Origin of the sequence: Microbacterium sp. (assembly GCF_017305435.1) — a bacterium.
Classification (GTDB): domain Bacteria; phylum Actinomycetota; class Actinomycetes; order Actinomycetales; family Microbacteriaceae; genus Microbacterium.
In genome coordinates, this window is the sequence record NZ_JAFKIP010000005.1 from 134,433 (window position 1) to 154,208 (window position 19,776).

The following is a 19,776-nucleotide window of genomic DNA, read 5'->3' on the forward strand; positions in this document are numbered from 1 at the left end:
TCACGGGTGGGAGGCCATTGCGGATGAAATCGATTTCGCCTACAGTGTCGATCAACGTCAACGGCGACAACCGAGCGCCACGAACGTCCGATCGATAATGATCGGCAGAGCATCGGCTCAGCGGAGAGCCACGTTCCTGAGGAGGGACACATGATGAGGAGCACACGTCGTGCGGGGCGCTTCGCCGCTACCGCTCTGGGGGTCGTCGCTGTCGGCGCGATGTTCGCGGGCTGCGGCTCGGGCACCCCGGGCGAAGGGGCGACGGACGGCGGATCAGCGGACGGAGTCACGACGATCCAGTTCTGGCACCGCACGTTCACGCCTGCCGAGAACGCGTGGTACAAGTCCATCGTCGAGAAGTTCAATGCCGCGCAGTCCGACATCAAGGTCGTCGACACGGAGGTCCCTGCGGATGCGTGGGACCAGAAGATGAAGGCGGCCCAGGCGGCCGGCAAGGCCCCCGACGTCTACACGCACGCCGGATCGATCCAGGATGCCGTGAACGCGGGCCAGCTACACGAGCTCGACGGCATCGTGTCGGCGGATTCGCTCAACCAGATCCTTCCCGCGGCGCAATCGATCTCGAAGATGGGGGACAAGTACTACGCGTATCCGCTGCTGCAGGAGGCGCAGGCGGTCCTCTTCTGGAACAAGGACATGCTCTCCGCGGCGGGCGTCGATACCGAGAACGGCCCGGCGACGTGGAGCGACCTGCTCGCCGACTGTGCGAAGATCCAGCCCACGCTGCAGGACGGCCAGTACTGCATCTCCCCCGCCGGTGACGCGGTCACGTTCGCCTGGTCGACGGTCGGGCAGCAGTACAACTTCAACGGCCACCTCGCGCTCACGGATGACTGGACCGCGCCGGACATCAACACCGACGGTTACAAGCAGCTGATGGCCAACTACAAGGAGCTGTGGGACAAGGGGTACATGCCCAAGCAGGCCCTGGACTCCTACGTCGGCGGCAAGGACTTCGGCGAGCAGAAGGTCGCGTTCAAGGTCTCCGGCTCGTGGATGATGTCGGAGATCGGTTCGGACTACAAGGATCTGCTCACCAAGACCGGTGTCGGCGCGTTCCCGAGCGCGGACGACGCTAAGGGCGACACCACCTCGACGCTCGGCAACTTCAAGTGGGTGGTCGACGCGAAGAGCAAGAACGCAGAGGCCGCGGGCAAGTTCCTCGAGTGGTCGATCGGCGGCGACCCGGCGAACGTCGTGCCGTTCTTCGTCGACACCCAGTTCACCAAGGTCCCGGTGCGTACGTCGGTGCAGGATGCCGTCGCGGCGGATGCCAAGGCGGCGGATGCGCCGTGGTCGCAGGTCGTCACCAACGAGATCGCCCCGAAGGCCATCCCCGAGCCGACCTACCCGTGGGACGTGTCGCTCGCCGTGGGCACCGCGATGGAGTCCGTCATGAAGGGCGCGGCCTCGCCCGAGGACGCGATCAAGACCGCCGAGGATGCGATCAACAAGGTCATCCAGCAGCAGGAGCTCCCCAGCAAGGCTCCGAAGAACTGATGTCCGTTCGCCGGGGGTCGGGATGCGCTCCCGACCCCCGGCCCCATGCCCGGTATCGATCCACCGCGAGGTAACGATGACGACGACTCAGACCGTCGGTGAGCGCGGACTCACCGAGCTCCTGACGCTTCCCGATGACAAGCTTCGCCGCAGAGCGATGAACCGCGCGCGCTATCGCGATACGAAGATGGCGTATCTGATGCTGGCGCCCGCCGTCGCCCTGCTCGGAGTCTTCGTGATCTGGCCGGCGGTCTACGCCGGGTTCCTGTCTTTCCAGGACTGGAGCTTCTACAAGGATCCGCAGTTCGTCGGGTTCCGGAACTTCGTCAACGTCCTGACTGATCCGCTCTTCTGGGCGGCGATCGTTCGCGGGTTCCAGTTCGTGCTGATGACCGTGCCGATCATGCTCGTCCTCGCCTTCTTCTTCGCGAGTCTCGTAGTGAGCGTCTCCCGCCACTTCGCCGGGGTACTGAAGGTGAGCATCTACATCCCGACGATCATCTCGGGCGTCATCACGTCGATCATCTTCGTGCTGATCTACGACTACTCGGGCGGCCTCCTGAACGCGGTCCTCGGAATGTTCGGGATCGATCCCATCGCCTGGCTCGGCGACCCCGCGTGGGCCCTGGTGGCGATCGCGGTGCCGGCCGTCTGGCTCGGAATGGGTCTCACCTCGCTGATCATGGTCGCCGCGATGGTGGACATCCCGACGGAGTTCTACGAGGCGGCGGCGATGGAGGGTGCCAACTGGTGGCAGAAGACCTTCTACATCACCCTGCCGCAGATGAAGAACATCCTGCTGTACCTCCTGATCACGGGTTTCGTCGCCGCGATCCAGCAGTTCGAGCTGCCGCTCGTCATGACGCAGGGCGGTCCGTTGGACTCGACGACGTTGCCGAACCTCTTCATCTTCAACCACTTCCGCAACGACATCAGCGTGGGCTACTCCATTGCGGCAGCGTTGCTGCTCTTCGTCGTCCTGGGCACCGTGTCGGCCCTCGTCTTCCGTTTCGTCAACTCCGAGAGGCTGGTCGACTGATGGCCGTCGTGACCTCCACCGCGGGCGCGAAGCCCATGAAGATCGAGCACCGCAAGGTGCAGCGGGACGGGCGTTGGTGGGCGTTCGCGATCGGCAAGGCGATCGCCGGAATCGTCTTCCTCCTCGCCGCACTGTTCCCCCTCGCATGGATGGTCGTCGCGGGATTCAAGACCAAGACCGAGGTGCTCAAGACGCCGTTCCAGTTCTTCCCCGAGGTGTGGAAGTGGGAGAACTACGCGCAGATCCTCAGCGACCCGGACTTCCTGCGGACCATGGCATGGACCTTCGGCGGCGCGGTCCTCTTCACGGTTCTCGCCTTGACGGTGAACTCGTGCGCCGCCTACGCGTTCGCCCGGCTCGACTTCCGCTTCAAGCGCACACTCTGGGTCATCGTCATCACGACGATGTTCATCCCCGGCATGACGATCCTTCTGACGAGCTTCATCGTCGTGACCAAACTCTCGATGCTCGACACTCTCGCGGTGCTCGTCATTCCCGGGGCGGCGAGCGCGGGCATGATCTTCTTCATCCGCCAGTTCTATCTGTCGATCCCGGCGAGCCTCGAGGAAGCCGCCATGCTCGATGGCTGCGGCCGGTTCCAGATCTTCGTGCGGCTGTTCCTGCCCCTGTCCAAGCCACCGTTCGTGGTCATGGGCATCACGGCATTCCTCGCGTACTGGAACTCCTACGTGTGGCCGATCCTCACGATCACCACGCCCGAGCGCTTCGTCGTCCAGCAGTACCTCGCGACCTTCCGCTCCGAACGCAGCACCGAGCTGGGTCTGCTCATGGCGGGCTCGGTATTGGCGGCGGCACCGGTGATCATCCTGTTCCTGATCTTCCAGCGCCAGATCATCGGGAACATCAAGATGGCGGGGCTCAAGTAGGTCGTGCGCTTCACGGTCGCGGAGCCCCTCTGCGTCAGTACCGCGGCACCTCGAGCTTGAGCCCGCCGCGCAGAGACGACTCGTGCGCGACGATGCCCGGGGCGGTGATGGACGCTGCGCGCCGCGCACCGACGGACGGCTCGCGCCCCTCGACCACCGACGACACGAACTCGTGCACGAGATGCGGGTGCGAGCCGCCGTGCCACGCGTGCACCTCTCGCGCAGGCCGGCCACCGGGCGGCTGATACATGCTGGGGCGCGTATATGGGCGGATAGTGGGTGGCAAAGCGTCGACGCGGTCGGGCGGCTCGATCTCTCGACGCTCGATCGGGCGGCCCCGGTGCCGACCGTCCTGCGGACCGGCGGTGAACAGGACGGTGGCGTCGCCCTCGATCGAGGGCCACTCCAGGGCGCCGAGGTCTCCGTACACGTTGAAGCCCTCGGTGTAGGCCCGGGCGTTCTCGAAGAACGACAGCGTCACCTGCGCCGCCAACGGCGACGGGGTCGTCAGCTGGAAGAGCGCCGACTCGAGGGGGAAGGGATTGCTCCCGTCGCCGCGGTGCTGCGGCAGCAGCTCGCCCGAGCCCACGCACACGACCGAGTCCGCGACCGCGTCGGCCAGGCCGAGCAGCGGCGCCACGATGTGGGTCGCGTACTGCATCGGCGCATAGCCCATCCAATACGGGGGGAATCCGTCGAGGTCCTGCATGTGCGCGCCGCTGAGGTAGGTGAGCCGACCGAGGGCGCCGGTGTCGCGCAGATGCAGAGCGTGCAGGTATTCACGCTGGTAGAGCGCCGTCTCCATCATCATGTATCGCCCGGATGCCGCAGCGGCACCCTCCACGACCCGATCGACGTCGTCGAGGCTCGTTGCCATCGGGACGGCGCTCGCGCACGCGCGGCCGCTCGCCAGCACGGAGAGAGTCTGCTCCACGTGGAAACGCACCGGCGACAGCAGGTGGACGGCATCCCATCGTCCGGTCGCGAGCGCCTCGTCGAGTCCGGCGTAGTCGGCGTCGAGGCCGTAGGCGTCGGCGACGGTGCGGCGCACACCCCCGTCGGGTTCGACGAGCCCGACCCGGTCCACGTCGGGGTGCAGCTGGTAGAGGTGCAGGAAGTCGCGGCCGAAGCCCGCTCCGACCACGAGCACGTCGATCATTCGTCCTTCGTCCCGGGCGCGCCGGCCCGTCGGGCCGTGTCGTCCCACACCTCGAGCTCCGCGATCGAGGTGAAGCGCATCGGGCCGCCGGCGGTGCCGATGATGCGGATGCCGTCGGCGATGACGGGCGCGAAGCGGAAGACGTACTCCTCCTCCTCCAGCGCCGCGTAGTCGTTGCGATAGGGAGGGGCCGGCTCCGCGGAGACTTCCACCCACGTGCCGTCGATGCGCGCCTCGAGCCGAGGGCCGTCGGCGAACCAGCCGCCGAGCGAATCCTGAGGGCCCGGGACGTACACCACCCGCGACATCCGTCGGGGTGATGCCCACTCGTAGCCCCAGACATCCTCCCCGCTGCCCGGCCCGAACGCCGAGTCCTCGGCGATGTCACGACGGCCGTCGTTGAGGACGATCTCCTGCCCTTCGCGCACGCGCGAGACCACCGGTGACGCGCCGTCGAGCGCGAGGTTCGCGCGTGACCCGGGGGTCACGGCATCAGTTCCAGGATCGAACACGACCCGCCGCAGCCCGAAGCAGTACGCACGACCTCCGCGAGTGGATGCCGGGACGAACCAGTTGCTCTGCAGCCACATCGACGTGCCATCGGGAGAGATGAACTTCGAGGGGATCGTCGGCGCGTATCCGCCGTGCTTGGCGAGGGGAGAGCGCGGGCCATGCCACGGGAAATGCCCGAAGTCATGGCTGTGCAGGTGCCGCCACGGCCCCCACGGCGCCGGTGCTTCGAAGAACTCGAAGGTGTACTCGCTCCACGTCGAATAGAGATAGCGCCCCAGCCCGGGGTTCCACACGACCGATCCTTGCGCGATGCACGTGAAGTCGTGCGCGCCCATCCCGAACGCGGGGGTGGGGTAGAAGCGACGCTCGTCGACGAGCACCGGGATCTTGGCTGAGATGTCGGACGACCACACGGGCGCGCCGTCAGGTGTCCACCCAGCGAGGAACTCCCATTGGGATCGGTCGAGCACGGCGCGCGCGGGGGCTCGACCGAGGTACAGGCACGTGGGGTCCGCGACGATGCGCGAGAACGAGGTGCGCCAGTTGCCGTCGATCCCGTACGCGTACACCCAGTCGCCGCGTCCACCCGAGCGGCCGAGGTCGAGGAACATGATCGTCGTGAAGACGTGGTCGGGAAACATCGGCTGTGCGCCCCACGCCCACGTGCGGCCGCCGTCGTCGGAGCGCACGATCGTCGCGGTCGGCGCTTCGTTGAACGTGTCCGGGCCCTCCCCGCAACGCAGATCCTGCACCGCGAGGTACAGCTCATCGCGGCCGTCGCCGTTGCCGTCGACGGCGATCATGCCGGTGGGTTTGCGGTTGCAGCGCGGGGGATCCCAGATCGGCGCGACGGCGTCGCCGTCGCTGAGCCGCTCGCCCGTGAGACCCGTCTCGGGCATCCCGTCGATCCGGTGCACGAGGATGTCGCTCCATCCGTGGCGCGCGAAGCCGGTGCCGTCTCCGGCCGCCGTGTAGAGCGCATCGTCATCGGCCCACGTGGAGGGCCAGAGGTCTCCGTCGCTCGCGGTGAGCACGGTGTTCGCCTGATCGACGTGGGCGATGCGGAGCCGGAGCGGTCCGGTGTCGAGGCTCACCGGGGCGCCGTCGACGGCGAGTGTCGGTCTCACCGGCCGAGCTCAGTCCTGAGGGGCCCGCGGCGGCGTTGCGCCGATGTCGGGAACCGGAGCGGTCCCTAGGTGGACCTCCATGTCGTCGGCGCTGGGTGCCTTCGGGAGGCGGGCGGTCGGCCGGTCGAGGTAGAACATGGCGGTCGAGGCGATGTCGTCGCGCAGCGGCAGGTAGCGCCACCCCGATCGCCAGCCGAGGGCCTGGATGTCGACCTTCGGCAGCCCCGTGGTGAAGAAGATGGGGTCGAGCAGGTGCCACCGGTACATGCCGAAACGCTGCTGCGAGACGTAGAGGCCATCCGGGCGGATGACCTGCGGCATCCCGAGGTACGGCGTCGAGAAGTCGGTGTACCCCTGTCCGGGGATGTCGAAGTTCCAGGCCCCGCCGAAGTAGTCCTCGGTTCCGGTGCCGCAGATCGTCGGGTAGTCGGTGTCGTCATCGAGGTAGAACTTGATCTCGCCTTCACCCCACCATCCGTTGGCGTTCACCCCCCAGGCGATATACGTGCCGACGTACTGCCCGGCGCCTTCGATGCCTTCGAGGATCGTGTGCGGGACGAGTTCGTCGAGCGGGTTCGACCGGCGCCACTGCGCATGGAAGTAGCCGTCGTTCGAGTAATCGCCGCCGATCTCGTACGTCACCTGGAAGTAGATGCGCACATCGACCACGGACGTGTTCTCGATCGTGAGGCGCGCACCCTCGCGGAACGGCATCGGCCAGTAGGAATTGAAGCCGCCGTGCGGATTGGCCGCGATCACCTGGGAGTTGACCTGCGCGAAGACACCCCAGCCGTTGCAGAAGAAGTCGCCGTAGGGCACCTCGACGGCGGGCTCCTCGGCGCCGTCCCAGTAGGCGCGCAGCACGAGAGTGCGCCAGTTGTCGGTGTGCGTGGTGATCCAGATGTGCGTGATCTTGCCGGCGCCCGAGATGTTCGCGAGGTCGAAGGTCTCACCCGCCTTGATGTCGACACTCGGGGAGATCTTCCAGCCCGGGCCGAGATCACGTGCGCACGATGCGCCGGTGCCTTCGGTTGCGCGGCCGCCTCCGCCCACCGCGCCGTCGAAGTTCTCCGGCGAGATGGAGCGGGTCTGGATTCCGCGGCGCAGTGCGGCGATCGACGAGAGGTCAGGGGAGGGCAGGGGAGCAGACATCGGGGCACTTCCTCGTGGCGGTCGGATGGTCCACGGCGTCGGTCGCGCGGCGCCGGCGGACTCATCTGCAGTCATGTCATCGGTGGAATCGATTTCACCATGGACTGCTTCACTGTATGGTGGCATCACGACGGATGTCAACGCGCGCCGGCGCAACGAGGAGCACCCATGGCGACGATCTACGAGGTCGCGAAGCTGGCGGGTGTCTCGCCTGCCACCGTGTCCCGCGTGTTCAACGGCATGGGCGTCTCCGCCGAGCGTGCCGAGGCGGTGCGAACGGCGGCGGCCGAGCTCAAGTTCACGCCGAACCGCACCGCCCGAACCCTTCGGCGCCAGGCGTCCGAGGTGATCGCGCTCGTGATCCCCGACATCGAGAACCCGTACTTCACCGAGATGGCGCGCGGTGTCGAGGACGTGGCATCCGAAGCGGGATACTCCGTCGTCCTCTGCAACTCCGACTCGCAGATCGCTAAGGAGGCCACCTACCTGCAGATCGCGATCTCCGAGCACATGGCGGGCGTCATCCTCGCGGCCTCCAGCGATCACACCAACCTCGACGCGCTGCTGGCCACGGGCCGCCCGGTCGTCGCGGTCGACCGTGGCACCGGGTACGACATCGACGGGGTCATGATGTCGAATCGCCCGGCAGGACAGGCAGCCACGGAGAATCTCGTTCAGGCCGGGTACCGCCGGATCGCCTGCATCACGGGCCCGCAGGAGATCGAGACGGCCCAGGAGCGCGCCGCCGGCTGGCGCTCGGTGATCCTGCGGAACTTCGCCGACGCGGACCCCGACGAGCTCCTGCGGTACTCGACGTTCCGGGTCGACGGTGGGCGTCAGGTCATGGAGGAGCTGCTCGCGCTGCCCGAGCCGCCCGACGCCGTGGTCGCCGCCAACAACCTGCTCGGGGTCGGGGCCATCCAGGTCCTCACCGAGCACGGACTGACGCCGCCGCGCTTCGGCGTCGCCGTCGTGGGCTCGCTGCCGTTCACGACGCTGTCGCCGTCGGCGGTGACGGTCGTCCGGCTCCCCGCTCGGCACATGGGCGTGACGGCGGCGAAGATGCTGCTGGAGCGGATCGGCGGCGACGACCAGCCTGCCCGCACCATCGTGCTGCGCAATGAGGTCCAGCCGGCTCGCGTCTCCAGCGAGCGCTGAGGCCGAGCGCTTTCAGCCGGGTTTCATCCTCCTTTCACGATGGAAGCGATTTCCTTCGGTTGCTCATGAAATCGATTTCGTCTACAGTGAACGGGAATCGCGATCAAGGAGGACGCATGGCGGTGGCCTGCACGCTCGGTGTCGATGTCGGCACCTCCAGCACCAAGGGCGTGCTGGTCGACGGCGACGGCCGCATCCTCGCGTCGGCGACCCGCGCGCACGACGTCCAGCGTCCGCACGCGGGCTGGGTCGAGATGGATGCCGCGGTGTGGTGGGACGAGTTCGTCTCGATCGCGCAGGAGCTGCGGGAGGCGGTCCCGGATGCCGCTGTCGCGGCCGTCGGTGTGAGCGGGATGGGCCCGTGCGTGCTGCTTACGGATGCGACCGACGAGCCGGTGCGCCCGGCGATCCTCTATGGCGTCGACACCCGTGCGACCCGGCAGGGCGAGCGGATGACGGAGGACCTCGGCGAAGACGAGGTCGTCCGCGTCGGCGGTTCGCGGCTGACCTCGCAGGCCGGTGGGCCGAAGGTCGTCTGGATCGCCGAGGAGGAGCCGGACGCGTACGCGCGGGCGCGGCGCCTGTTCATGCCGGCATCCTGGCTCGTACGGCGGCTCACGGGCGCATACGCGCTCGATCACCAGTCGGCGAGCCAGATGAGCCCCCTCTACGACGTCGAGGCCGAGGCGTGGGACGTGCCGCTGTGGGAGCGCTACGCGCGCGGCCTGGAGGCGCCGCAGCTGCGCTGGGCGGGCGACGTCGCCGGCGAGGTGACGGATGCCGCTGCCGCACGCACCGGCATCCCGGCGGGCACACCCGTCATCACGGGCACGATCGACGCGTGGTCCGAGGCGGTCAGCGTCGGCGCGCACGAGTTCGGCGACCTCATGCTGATGTACGGGACCACGATGTTCCTCGTCGCGACGGGGGAGGAGACCCTCCGCACGCCGTCGATGTGGACGACGGTCGGAGCCTTCCCCGGCACCCGCAACCTGGCGGGCGGGCTCGCCACCAGCGGCGCGCTGACGACGTGGCTGAAGGACCTCACGGGTGCGGACTACCCCGCGCTGCTCGCGGAGGCGGCCGCGGCGGGCCCCGGCGCGAACGGGCTCGTGATGCTGCCCTACTTCGCCGGTGAGCGCACCCCGATCCTCGACCCGGACGCGCGCGGGGTGATCGCGGGGCTCACTCTGACGCACGGTCGCGGGCATCTGTACCGGGCCGCGCTGGAGGCGACCGCGATGGGGGTTCGCCACAACGTGGAGACGATGCGCGCCGCGGGCGCCGACATCCGCCGCATCGTCGCCGTCGGCGGCGGGACACAGGGCGACCTCTGGCTGCAGATCGTCTCCGACATCACGGGGCTCGTGCAGGAGGTGCCGGCCGCCACGATCGGCGCAAGCTACGGGGCGGCATTCCTCGCCGCCGCCGCACGGGCGGATGGCGAAGTGCGCATCACTGACTGGAACCCGATCGCACGCACCGTGACGCCCGACCCCACGGTCGCGGCGCGGTACGACGCGCAGTTCGCGCGCTACCTCGAACTGTACGAGGCCACGAAGACGCTGGCCCACGACCTGGCCGTCCTGCAGAAGGAGTCCGTATGACGACCCCGCGCCGCGCCCGCGGCATCCCGCACACCTCCGAACCGGCCGCCTTCCTCCTCGGAGGCATCGGCACCGGCAACGTCTCGCTCGGCGCCCGCGGCGAGCTACGCGACTGGGAACTCGAGAACCTGCCCGACAAGGGCCGGTTCAACCCGTACTCGTTCTTCGCGATCCACGCTCGACCCGCCGGCCGCGACGGGGTCGCGCGCGTGCTGGAAGCGCGCATGACCGGCCGCCACGACGCAGACGCGGGCTACCCGTTCGACCGGCTCGCAGGACTGCCGCGACTCGCCGGCGCGACGATGCACGGCGAGTATCCCGTCGTCGACATCGACTTCACCGATGACGTCTTGCCCGTCGACGTGTCGCTGCGCGCGTTCACGCCGCTCGTCCCGCTCGATGCGGATGACTCCGGCATCCCCGCCGCCGTCCTGCGCTACTCCGTGACCAACCCGGGCGACGTGCCGGTCGCCGTGACCATCGCGGGGTCGCTGACGCACACGGCGGGACGCGGCGAGGGCCCCTTCGGCACGCGTGCTGCGCAGCGGGTGGCCTGGCGCGAGGAGGGCCGCGTCCGGGGGCTGGACTTCGGCATCGACCTGCCCGAGGACGACTTCGGGTACGGCACGATGAGCCTCACCACCACCGACGCCTCGACCACCGTCAAGCCGCAGTGGGCAGTCGGCTTCTGGCCGGACGGCGCCCGGCTGTTCTGGAACGACTTCGTCGCCGACGGTCTGCTCGAACCCGAGCCGCACCTGACGCTCGAAGATCGCCCGCGCGGCTTGTTCGCCGACGCGGGATCGGCTGCGCCGATGACCGAGGCCGAGCTGTTCGACAGGCTGCCGCGCCTGCGCACCGGAACGCTCGGCATCGTCCACGAGCTGGCCCCGGGCGAGTGCCGAGAGTTCGAGTTCGTGCTGAGCTGGAGCTTCCCGAACCGGCGTCGCGGGTGGCTCGGGCACATCGTCTTCGCCGATCCGCACAAGGACGAGGTCGTGCGTAACCACTACTCCACGATCTGGCCGGATGCCTGGACGGCGGCGAGCGACCTGCACGAGAGGATGCCGCAGCTCGAGGCGGCCACGATCGCCTTCGTCGAGGCGCTCTACGGCGGCACGCTCGACCCGGTCATCGCCGACGCGGTCGGCGCGAACATCGCCGCGGCGCGATCGACGACGGGATTCGTCGTCGAGTCGCCGACCTCCGCGGTGGGTGCGGGTCCCGTCTTCGCCGCGTGGGAGGGCTCGTTCGAGCACGGGGGCTCCTGCGAGGGCACCTGCACGCACGTATGGTCGTATGCGCAGACCCTCGCGTGGCTGTTCCCGCAGCTGGAGCGCAGCGCCCGGCGCATCGAGTTCCTGCTCGAGACCGACACCGACGGTGCGCAGAAGTTCCGCAGCAACCGCGTCTTCGACGGCCCGGCCTGGTTCATGACGCCGGCCGTCGACGGGCAGCTCGGCACCTTCCTGCGACTGCATCGCGAGTGGCGGTTCTCCGGCGATGACGCGTTCCTGAGGGAGCTGTGGCCCGCTGCCGTCCGCACGCTCGACCACGCGATCCGGGAATGGGACCGCGACGGCGACGGGCTGCTCGACGGCGAGCTCCACAACACGTACGACATCGAGTTCCACGGCATCGATCCATTGGCGAACTCGGTGTTCCTCGCGGCGTTGCGCGCTGGGGCGCGCATGGCTGAGCACCTGGGCGAAGCCGAGCGTGCCGCGGACTGGTCGGCGCGCGCCGACCGCGCGGCTGGTGCGATGGATGCCGTGCTGTTCAACGGCGAGTACTACCGTCAGGTGATCGACGACGTCGATGCGCACCGGTACCAGTACGGCGACGGCATCCTCTCCGATCAGCTGCTCGGCCAGTTTCACGCCTACCTGAACGGTCTGGGTGACCTGCTGCCGCGAGAGCACCTGCGCAGCGCGCTCGAGGCGATCGTGCGCCACAACCTGCGCGAGGACCTCACGGGGCACGAGAACCTGCAGCGGGTGTATGCGCTGAACGACGAAGGGGGACTGCTGCTGGCCTCCTGGCCCCGCGGCGGTCAGCCTGCGATCCCGTTCGTCTACTCGGATGAGGTGTGGACCGGCATCGAGCACCAGGTCGCGACGACGCTCGCGTTCGCCGGACTCACCGACGAGGCCCTGCGCGTGGAACGCATCCTGCGCGCCCGCTACGACGGCACGGTGCGCAACCCGTGGAACGAGATCGAGTGCGGCAACCACTACGCGCGCTCGCTCGCCTCGTGGGGGCTGCTGCTCGCCTTCAGCGGCGCGCAGTGGGATGCCGCCGAGCGCTGCCTCTCCTTCGATCCGCCCGCCGATGGCCGCCACCTGTTCACCACCGGCACCGGCTGGGGCCGCGTCACGGTCACCGGCGATGCGATCGAACTGCGGCTCGACGGCGGCGAACTCGACCTCGAACGGCTGCTCCTCCGGGGGCACACGGCATCCGGACCGCGCCTTCTTCGCGCGGGCGACACTCTGACCGGGCATCTCGACCTCACACCACAGGAGACACCATGACCTACATCCTCCCCACCCCCACCCTGCGCCCGGCGACGGAGCCGAAGACGCTCTACCTGATCACCTCGGGCGACCTGCGCGAGTCGGCGAACGTCGCCGGCTGGCCGGTGCAGCGCGACCTGGAAGCCGCGGTGACGCGCGCGTTCGAGGCGCTGGGCTGGGCGGTCATCCGCCCGTTCGATGTCGACCCCGCCACCGGGCACGGCTACATCTCGAGTCAGCGCATGGGTCTCGAGGTATTCAAGAAGATCCCGACCGACGCGCCGCTGGTGGTCGCGACGGCGAACTGGCAGTACTCGCACCACGTGTTGGCAGGCCTGCGCACCCACACCGGCCCCATCCTGACGGTCGCGAACTTCGCGCCGGACTGGCCAGGCCTCGTGGGTCTGCTGAACCTCAACGCGAGCCTGACGAAGATGGGCAAGGACTACTCGACGATCTGGTCGGTCGATTTCACCGACGAGTGGTTCCGCGCGGGACTGAAGGAGTGGACTGAGACCGGCACGATCACACACGACGCATCGCACGTGCGTCCGCTCCCCGCGCTGCCCGACTCGCCCGAGAAGACCCTCGGCGAGGCGCTCGGCGATCAGCTGCTCGCCGACAAGGCGATCATCGGCGTCTTCGATGAAGGCTGCATGGGCATGTACAACGCGATCTTCGATGACGAACTGCTGAACCCGCTCGGCATCTATAAGGAGCGCCTCTCGCAGTCGGCGCTGTACGCGGAGATGCTCACGGTCTCCGAGGACGACGCGAACGCGGCGTACGACTGGCTCATCGGTCACGGTATGACCTTCGTCTACGGCGAGGATGCCGCGACCGAGCTCACCCGCGAGCAGGTGCAGTGGCAGCTGAAGATGTACATCGCGGCGCTGCGTCTGGCGGACGATTTCGGACTGGATGCCGTCGGCATCCAGTATCAGCAGGGCCTGAAGGACGTGGTCCCGGCATCCGACCTCGCCGAAGGCATCCTCAACTCGACCGAGCGGCCGCCGGTGTTCTCGCGCGACGGCAAGCGCGAGCTGCACGCGGGCCGCGCGTTCCCGCACTTCAACGAGGTCGACGAGGGTGTCGCGGTCGACGCGCTGATCACCGATCGGGTGTGGACGGCCATGGGCCTCGTCCCCGACAACACCCTGCACGACGTGAGGTGGGGCGAGGACTACGACGGGCAGTTCGTCTGGGTCTACGAGATCTCGGGCTCCGTGCCCGCCTCGCACCTCGGCGGTTGGGAGAAGGCCGAGGGCTGGCGACAGGGGCACGTCTTCTTCCCCGCCGGCGGCGCCACGATCAACGGTGTCTCGAAGCCGGGCGAGGTGGTGCTCTCGCGCGTGTTCATCGAGGACGGCATCCTCCAGGCCGACGTCTTCCGCGGGACGGTCGTCGAGCTCCCCTCCGACGAGACGCAGCGCCGGAAGAACGCCACCAACCCCGAGTGGCCGATCGCGCACGTCGTGCTCCACGGGATCACGCGCGACCAGTTCATGGCACGCCACAAGGCGAACCACGCGCAGGTCGTCTACGCGCCGGATGCCGCGACCGCCGACAAGGCCCTCGTCGCGAAGGCCGCGATGTTCGACCGCATCGGCATCAAGGTCAACCTCACCGGTACCGTCAACGCCTGACGATGCGCACAGGGTCAGGCATACTGCATCCCGCGCTCACGCGGGTGATCGCCGAGGCGGGGCACACCGACCTCGTCGTCGTGACCGACGCGGGCCTGCCGATCCCGCCCGGGTCGGAGCGCATCGAGCTTGCGCTCCGACCCGGCCTGCCGGGCTTCGTCGACGTCCTCGATGCGATCCTCGCCGAGATGTCGGTCGAGGGCGCGACCGTCGCCGAGGAGACCGCCGCGGAGAACCCCGAGCTGTTCGAGGCGCTCCGCGAGCGCCTCGCGTCGATCGGCGTCGAGCCCGTGCTCGTGCCGCACCTCGAGTTCAAGCAGCTGTCGCGCGGCGCACGCGCGTTCGTGCGCACGGGGGAGTTCACGCCGTTCGCGAACGTGATCCTGCATGCCGGCGTGCCGTACTGATCGCGGCTCTCACCCTGCCGCGACGAACAGGTCGTAGTCCTGCCGTGACAGCTCCGCATACGCGCGCGCCCATTCGACGATCGCGCGCGTGACGAGGCGGCCGTCGCCGATGTAGCCGACGACCTCCGCTGCCGTCGGCGACTGGCCGTGCGCGCGGGCGAGCACGGCGGCACACGCCTGCGCGTAGAGGCGGAAGGACGCGTCATCCACCGTCTCCACGTCGATGCCGCCCTTCATGTCGCGGAACTGGCGCACGTAGTAGTCACGCTCGGTGCCGCGGAACGACCCGAGCAGCGGGTCCGACACGCCCTGCAGGATCCGCTGCATCGCGACGACCCGTCCGCCTTCGCCGTGCTCGTCGATGTACGCGGCGACGTCGGGCGGCTGAACGCGCGCGCCGTGCTCCGCGAGGACGCTCCGCCCCGCCTCCTTCGTCTGCAGCAGCAGCGTCGCGCCGTCACCGTCCACGAGCGCCGTCGCGTAGCAGCGCGTACCGACGCTGCCGACACCTACGACGCGACGCACGGTGTCGGATGCCGCATAGTGCGCCAGCAGGAGGCGCACATCCGCCCGGGTCGTCGACAGGTAGTCGGTCACCGACGACGTGACGAGCTCCTCGAGCTCGGCATCGACGTGGGTCATGGTCGGCGGCCGCTCGACGAAGCGCAGCCTGCCGTCGTCGCCCAGCGTCGTGAGCTTCCGGCTCGCCCGCTCGCCCGTGCGCTTCTCCGCGTCGGCGATCGCGGCTTTCACGACGCGTCGCGTCGACCGGCTTCCCGCGCCGAGCCCGCCCACCGCGTCGAAGTGCTGGTAGTAGCGCGCCAGGGGCGTGGCATCGCGGCCGCCGCGCAGGGCCGTGACGTAGCTGCGCACCGCGGCGCGCGCGGCATCCGTCGTCACATCCTCGGCGCGGTCCGTGGCCTGCCCCGCGATCACGATGCTCGTGACGAGTCGCTTGAGGTCGCACTCCCAGGGCGCCCACGCGGCCTCGTCGAAGTCGTTCAGATCGAAGACGAGCGTGCGCTGCGGAGAGGCGTAGAACCCGAAGTTCGCGACGTGCGCGTCGCCGCACGAGGCGACCTGGATGCCGCTCGTCGGCGACGCCGCGAGATCGGCGGCCATCAGCGCGGCCGTCCCGCGGTAGAACGCGAACGCGCTCGCCGCCATGCGCTCACGCCGCAGCGGCACCAGCTCGGGTACCCGCGTGGAGTTCTGCGCCGCGAGGATGCCGAGGGGATCGCGCCCCGTCGTCACGAGCTCCGCGAGCGTGCGCCGCGGAGCCGCCGTGCGCGCCGCCTGCCCGGCCGCCTCGCGCGCGGGGGACGACGCGGGCACGGGCCGATCGACGATCACCATGCCGCCATGATGGCACGGGGCGCTCGCTGTGACGGCGGCGCGTGAGCGCACGGCGCATCAGGCGTCGCGTGTCGGCGGCGCTTCCTGCAGGTCGCCGGTGAGGTACCGCTGAATCGTGGGTCCGATCGCGGCGACGACCTCGTCGACGGATGCCGAGGCCAGCGGCTCGAGTTCGAGCACGTAGCGGGTCACGATCAGCCCGATCACCTGACTGCCGACCAGCGCGACGCGGCGGTCGGCGTCGTCGCCGCCGAGGCGCTCGCCGATGCGCCCGAGGACCTCGCGCGAGAGGAAGCCCACGAGCATCGAGGCGGCGCGGCGGCTGCCGATGGCGGTGCGCAGCAGCGCGACTCCCCGCGTGCGGAAGTGCGGGGCATCCCACGTCGTCACGATCATGCGCACGAGCCGCTCGCCGGCGGCGGCGAGGTCGCCCTCGATGACGGCCGGGAGCAGCTGTGTCGGGTCGGCCGGAACGTCGACGGTCGCCGTGAACAGCGCGGCCTTGGTGCCGAAGTAATGGTGCAGCAGCGCGGCGTCGACCCGGGCGCGCTCGGCGATCGTGCGCATCGTCGTGGCGTCGTAACCCTGCGCGCCGAACTCCGCCGCCGCGGCGGCGAGGATCCGCTCGCGTGCGTCGCTCGACCCGCCGCGCGGGCGGCCGCGGCGACGGCGCGGCGAGTCGGTCATGGTGCCAGCCTAAAGCGCGGTGGGCGCCTCTTGCCAGATATTCATCCTTCGGTGAATAATCGCCTCATGCGTGCTGTCTTCCTCAAGGAGTTCCAGGAGCTGCGGCGAGACCGCCTGACCCTCGCGATGCTCATCGTCATGCCCCTCCTACTGCTCGTGATCTTCGGCTACGCGGCGAACTTCACGGTCGACACGCTCCGCGTCGCGGTGGTCGGCAGCCAGACATCCGACGTCACCGACCTCATCGCCCAGAACGACGAGGTGAGCAGCCACCTCGACATCGTGTCGACGGATGCCACGGGCACCGAAGCGGACGCGCGCGAAGACCTCGTCGACCGGCGTGCCGACGTCGTGCTGTTCGCGGACGCGGCGGGCGCCGTGACGGTCCACATCGACGGCGCGAACCTCTTCGCGGCGCAATCCGCGAAGGTGCTGTTCACGGAGGTCTCCGCCCAGCTCGCGCAGAATCCCCAGGCTCCGAAGGTCGACATCCAGGTGCTCTTCAATCCCGATCTGAAGACCGCGTGGGTCATGATCCCGGCGATCATCGGACTGATCCTCACCTTCATCGGCACGATCATCACCTCGATCGGCATGGTGCGCGAGCGCGAGGCCGGCACGTTCGAACAGCTCGCCGTCATGCCCTTGAAGGCGTCGGCGGTGATCCTCGGCAAGATCACGCCGTACTTCCTGCTGGCGGCCCTCGACATGGTGCTGATCGCCGTCCTCGGCATCCTCCTGTTCGGCGTGCCCTTCCTGGGGAGCGTGTGGGTCTTCGCCGTCGGCGCGGCGTTCTTCCTGTTCGCCGTCCTCGGCATCGGGGTGCTGATCTCGACCGTCGCGAAGACGAGCGGGCAGGCGATCCAGATGGCGATGATGACGCTGCTGCCGCAGATCCTGCTGTCGGGAATGATCTTCCCGCTGGATGCCATGGCCGCCGGCGTCCGCTGGATCGGGTACCTCCTGCCGCTCACCTACTTCACGATGATCTCGCAGGGCGTCATGCTGCGCGGCTCGGGCTGGGACGCCCTATGGCTGCCGCTCGTGATCCTCGCGGGGATGGCGCTCATCCTGTTCGCCCTCGCCGTCGTGCGGCTGCACGCGAGCATCGCGCCCGCGAAGCAGCCGCGCGCGGGGCGGCACGGCAACGTCGAGGCCGGGCGATGACGCCCGCGACCGGGGTGAAGACGCTCGGCGTCCGAGGCATCCGCGTCGTCTTCGGCGACACGGTCGCGCTCGACGACGTGACCCTGGAGGTGCCCGCAGGCGAGGTGACCGCGGTCGTCGGCGGCGATGGCGCGGGCAAGTCGACGTTGCTGCGGGTGCTCGCGGGGCGCGTCGGCGTCCAGGCGGGCGAGGTGCAGACACTTCGGAAGGAGCAGATCGGGTACCAGCCGTCGACGTCGGGGGTGTGGGGGAGTCTCTCGGTCGAGGAGAACCTCGCGTTCGTGGGTCAGTCGTACGGGATGTCGGCGCGGGCGCTGCGTGCGCGCGGCGGCGAGCTGCTGGAGCGCGCGGGCCTCGCCGATGCGCGGAAACGCCTCGGCCGCGACCTGTCGGGTGGCATGCGCCAGAAGCTCGGCTTCGTCCTGGTGATCGTGCACGAGCCTCGGCTCGTCCTCCTCGACGAGCCGAGCACGGGCGTCGACCCGGTGAGCCGCGTCGAGCTGTGGCGCCTCATCGCCGAAGCCGCGACGGGCGACACGGCAGTGCTGATGGCGACGACGTACCTCGACGAGGCGGCGCGCGCCGCGACCGTGACGGCGCTGGATGCCGGGGCCGTGATCGCCTCGGGAACCCCCGACGAGGTCGTGGCATCGGTTCCGGGACGGATCGTCGAGGCGGCGGAGGTCTTCGGCGCCGACACCTGGCGCCGCGGCACGGCGCGGCATCGCTGGGTGCCGCCGACGGGAGCGGGCAGCGTTGCTGGTGCGGGCACGGCCTCGGGCAGGGCCGCGGGCGATGGCGCAGAGGTGACGGTCGACCTGGAGGACGCGCTCATCGCGCTCACGCTCGCACGCGAGTCTCACCTCGCGACCCGCCGCGAAGCGCGCGCGGGCGCGGGTGCACACGGTTCGGGGGTCGCAATCGCCCGTGTCGGACGCGACGAGGCGCCCGTTCGCGACCCGCAACCGGCGAGTGCGGCTGCGACGGGCGCGGCTCTCGCAGCCGGGCGGAACGTCACGCGCCGGTTCGGCGCGCACCTCGCCGTCGATGACGTCTCGGTCGAGGTCGCGCCGGGCGAGATCGTGGGGCTCATCGGCGCGAACGGGGCCGGCAAGACGACGTTCCTGCGGTGCCTCATCGGCCTCGACACGCCCGACGGGGGCGAGGTGCAGCTCTTCGGCGCGCCGCCGAGCTCCGGCGCGCGAGAGCGCCTCGGCTACGTGCCGCAGGGGCTGGGGCTGTACCGCACGATCAGCGTGGACGAGAACGCCGAGTTCTTCTCGCGGGTGTACCGCGTGCCGGAGCCCGCGCTGCCGGCATCCCTCGCCGCGGTCCACCGCGACGCGGTCGGTGCGATCGGCCTCGGGCGCCAGCGTCAGCTCGCCTTCGCCCTCGCGCTGGCGCACGAGCCGGAGCTGCTCGTGCTCGACGAGCCGACGTCGGGCGTCGATCCGCTCTCGCGCGCGCGGCTCTGGGACATCGTGCACGCGCAGGCGGATGCCGGCGTCGGAGTCATCGTCACGACGCACTACCTGCAGGAGGCCGAGCAGTGCACGCGTCTCGCGCTGCTCTCGCAGGGGCGCCTCGTGGGCACCGGATCGGTGGTCGAGCTGACGGCACAAGCGCGTGCCACGCTCGTCGAGACCGACGATTGGCAGCGCGCCTTCGCCGTGCTCAGCGCTGCGGGCCTGCCCACGATGCTCTCAGGGCGCGCGATCCGGGTCGCGGGTTCGACCCCCGACGAGGTGCGCGCCGCACTCGGGGGCATTCCGGCATCCGTCGCGGAGGTCCCGCCGACGCTCGAAGAGGCGATGGTTCTCCGCGAGGGGTGAGG

At 69.4% G+C, this 19,776-nt stretch carries 15 protein-coding genes; 10 read left to right on the top strand and 5 right to left on the bottom strand.

Annotated features, from left to right (window positions below):
* The first annotated feature begins 150 nt into the window (after nt 1-150).
* From J0I43_RS09155 to J0I43_RS09165, 3 genes are all read left to right on the top strand, one after another.
* Complete coding sequence (locus J0I43_RS09155; protein ID WP_292862360.1) at nt 151-1,521, top strand: ABC transporter substrate-binding protein; 1,371 nt, start codon at nt 151-153, stop codon at nt 1,519-1,521.
* Between the two features lie 76 nt (nt 1,522-1,597).
* Nucleotides 1,598-2,560, top strand: coding sequence for a carbohydrate ABC transporter permease (locus J0I43_RS09160; protein ID WP_292862363.1), 963 nt, complete (start codon nt 1,598-1,600; stop codon nt 2,558-2,560).
* Nucleotides 2,560-3,447: a carbohydrate ABC transporter permease gene (locus tag J0I43_RS09165; RefSeq protein ID WP_292862366.1), complete on the top strand. Its 888-nt coding sequence runs from the start codon at nt 2,560-2,562 to the stop codon at nt 3,445-3,447. The genes J0I43_RS09160 and J0I43_RS09165 overlap by 1 nt, the downstream gene beginning before the upstream one ends.
* A 34-nt stretch (nt 3,448-3,481) precedes the next feature.
* On the opposite strand, the gene J0I43_RS09170 is transcribed toward J0I43_RS09165, so the two are convergent.
* The 3 genes from J0I43_RS09170 to J0I43_RS09180 are packed head-to-tail and all read right to left on the bottom strand — an operon-like array spanning nt 3,482 to nt 7,398.
* A complete protein-coding gene (locus tag J0I43_RS09170) occupies nt 3,482-4,606 on the bottom strand; it encodes a Gfo/Idh/MocA family oxidoreductase (protein WP_292862369.1) in 1,125 nt (374 codons plus the stop codon).
* Nucleotides 4,603-6,246, bottom strand: coding sequence for a hypothetical protein (locus J0I43_RS09175; protein WP_292862372.1), 1,644 nt, complete (start codon nt 6,244-6,246; stop codon nt 4,603-4,605). Before J0I43_RS09175 ends, J0I43_RS09170 begins: the two co-directional genes overlap by 4 nt.
* A 9-nt stretch (nt 6,247-6,255) precedes the next feature.
* Nucleotides 6,256-7,398: a glycoside hydrolase family 172 protein gene (locus J0I43_RS09180; RefSeq protein ID WP_292862375.1), complete on the bottom strand. Its 1,143-nt coding sequence runs from the start codon at nt 7,396-7,398 to the stop codon at nt 6,256-6,258.
* 168 nt (nt 7,399-7,566) lie between these two features.
* Here J0I43_RS09180 and J0I43_RS09185 point away from each other — a divergent pair, with 168 nt between their 5' ends.
* The 5 genes from J0I43_RS09185 to rbsD all read left to right on the top strand — a co-directional run bounded on the left by J0I43_RS09185 (nt 7,567) and on the right by rbsD (nt 14,732).
* Nucleotides 7,567-8,556, top strand: a complete 990-nt coding sequence (locus tag J0I43_RS09185) for a LacI family DNA-binding transcriptional regulator (protein ID WP_292862378.1) — start codon at nt 7,567-7,569, stop codon at nt 8,554-8,556.
* Between the two features lie 116 nt (nt 8,557-8,672).
* Nucleotides 8,673-10,163 (top strand): FGGY family carbohydrate kinase, encoded by a 1,491-nt coding sequence (locus tag J0I43_RS09190; protein WP_292862381.1) that lies wholly within the window; start codon nt 8,673-8,675, stop codon nt 10,161-10,163.
* On the top strand, nt 10,160-12,697 hold the full coding sequence (locus J0I43_RS09195) for a GH116 family glycosyl-hydrolase (RefSeq protein WP_292862384.1): 2,538 nt from the start codon (nt 10,160-10,162) through the stop codon (nt 12,695-12,697). The genes J0I43_RS09190 and J0I43_RS09195 overlap by 4 nt, the downstream gene beginning before the upstream one ends.
* The gene (locus J0I43_RS09200; protein ID WP_292862387.1) at nt 12,694-14,325 is read left to right on the top strand and encodes a fucose isomerase; all 1,632 of its coding nucleotides are present in this window, start codon (nt 12,694-12,696) and stop codon (nt 14,323-14,325) included. The genes J0I43_RS09195 and J0I43_RS09200 overlap by 4 nt, the downstream gene beginning before the upstream one ends.
* A 2-nt stretch (nt 14,326-14,327) precedes the next feature.
* Nucleotides 14,328-14,732: a D-ribose pyranase gene (rbsD, locus tag J0I43_RS09205; protein ID WP_292862390.1), complete on the top strand. Its 405-nt coding sequence runs from the start codon at nt 14,328-14,330 to the stop codon at nt 14,730-14,732.
* Between the two features lie 9 nt (nt 14,733-14,741).
* Here rbsD and J0I43_RS09210 read toward each other — a convergent pair whose 3' ends face one another.
* Nucleotides 14,742-16,088, bottom strand: coding sequence for a DUF2252 domain-containing protein (locus J0I43_RS09210; RefSeq protein ID WP_292862393.1), 1,347 nt, complete (start codon nt 16,086-16,088; stop codon nt 14,742-14,744).
* A gap of 57 nt (nt 16,089-16,145) precedes the next feature.
* The gene (locus J0I43_RS09215) at nt 16,146-16,775 is read right to left on the bottom strand and encodes a TetR family transcriptional regulator (protein ID WP_292862395.1); all 630 of its coding nucleotides are present in this window, start codon (nt 16,773-16,775) and stop codon (nt 16,146-16,148) included.
* Nucleotides 16,776-16,841: 66 nt separating this feature from the next.
* Here J0I43_RS09215 and J0I43_RS09220 point away from each other — a divergent pair, with 66 nt between their 5' ends.
* On the top strand, nt 16,842-17,942 hold the full coding sequence (locus tag J0I43_RS09220) for an ABC transporter permease (RefSeq protein WP_292862398.1): 1,101 nt from the start codon (nt 16,842-16,844) through the stop codon (nt 17,940-17,942).
* Nucleotides 17,939-19,774, top strand: coding sequence for an ATP-binding cassette domain-containing protein (locus tag J0I43_RS09225; RefSeq protein WP_292862401.1), 1,836 nt, complete (start codon nt 17,939-17,941; stop codon nt 19,772-19,774). The genes J0I43_RS09220 and J0I43_RS09225 overlap by 4 nt, the downstream gene beginning before the upstream one ends.
* Nucleotides 19,775-19,776 lie beyond the last annotated feature (2 nt).

What these genes read in the sequence shown, in the direction of transcription:
- J0I43_RS09155 (WP_292862360.1), top strand. Translation starts at nt 151, where the DNA reads ATGATGAGGAGCACACGTCGTGCGGGGCGCTTCGCCGCTACCGCTCTG.
- J0I43_RS09160 (WP_292862363.1), top strand. Translation starts at nt 1,598, where the DNA reads ATGACGACGACTCAGACCGTCGGTGAGCGCGGACTCACCGAGCTCCTG.
- J0I43_RS09165 (WP_292862366.1), top strand. Translation starts at nt 2,560, where the DNA reads ATGGCCGTCGTGACCTCCACCGCGGGCGCGAAGCCCATGAAGATCGAG.
- J0I43_RS09170 (WP_292862369.1), bottom strand. Translation starts at nt 4,606, where the DNA reads ATGATCGACGTGCTCGTGGTCGGAGCGGGCTTCGGCCGCGACTTCCTG.
- J0I43_RS09180 (WP_292862375.1), bottom strand. Translation starts at nt 7,398, where the DNA reads ATGTCTGCTCCCCTGCCCTCCCCTGACCTCTCGTCGATCGCCGCACTG.
- J0I43_RS09185 (WP_292862378.1), top strand. Translation starts at nt 7,567, where the DNA reads ATGGCGACGATCTACGAGGTCGCGAAGCTGGCGGGTGTCTCGCCTGCC.
- J0I43_RS09190 (WP_292862381.1), top strand. Translation starts at nt 8,673, where the DNA reads ATGGCGGTGGCCTGCACGCTCGGTGTCGATGTCGGCACCTCCAGCACC.
- J0I43_RS09195 (WP_292862384.1), top strand. Translation starts at nt 10,160, where the DNA reads ATGACGACCCCGCGCCGCGCCCGCGGCATCCCGCACACCTCCGAACCG.
- J0I43_RS09200 (WP_292862387.1), top strand. Translation starts at nt 12,694, where the DNA reads ATGACCTACATCCTCCCCACCCCCACCCTGCGCCCGGCGACGGAGCCG.
- rbsD (WP_292862390.1), top strand. Translation starts at nt 14,328, where the DNA reads ATGCGCACAGGGTCAGGCATACTGCATCCCGCGCTCACGCGGGTGATC.
- J0I43_RS09210 (WP_292862393.1), bottom strand. Translation starts at nt 16,088, where the DNA reads ATGGTGATCGTCGATCGGCCCGTGCCCGCGTCGTCCCCCGCGCGCGAG.
- J0I43_RS09215 (WP_292862395.1), bottom strand. Translation starts at nt 16,775, where the DNA reads ATGACCGACTCGCCGCGCCGTCGCCGCGGCCGCCCGCGCGGCGGGTCG.
- J0I43_RS09220 (WP_292862398.1), top strand. Translation starts at nt 16,842, where the DNA reads ATGCGTGCTGTCTTCCTCAAGGAGTTCCAGGAGCTGCGGCGAGACCGC.
- J0I43_RS09225 (WP_292862401.1), top strand. Translation starts at nt 17,939, where the DNA reads ATGACGCCCGCGACCGGGGTGAAGACGCTCGGCGTCCGAGGCATCCGC.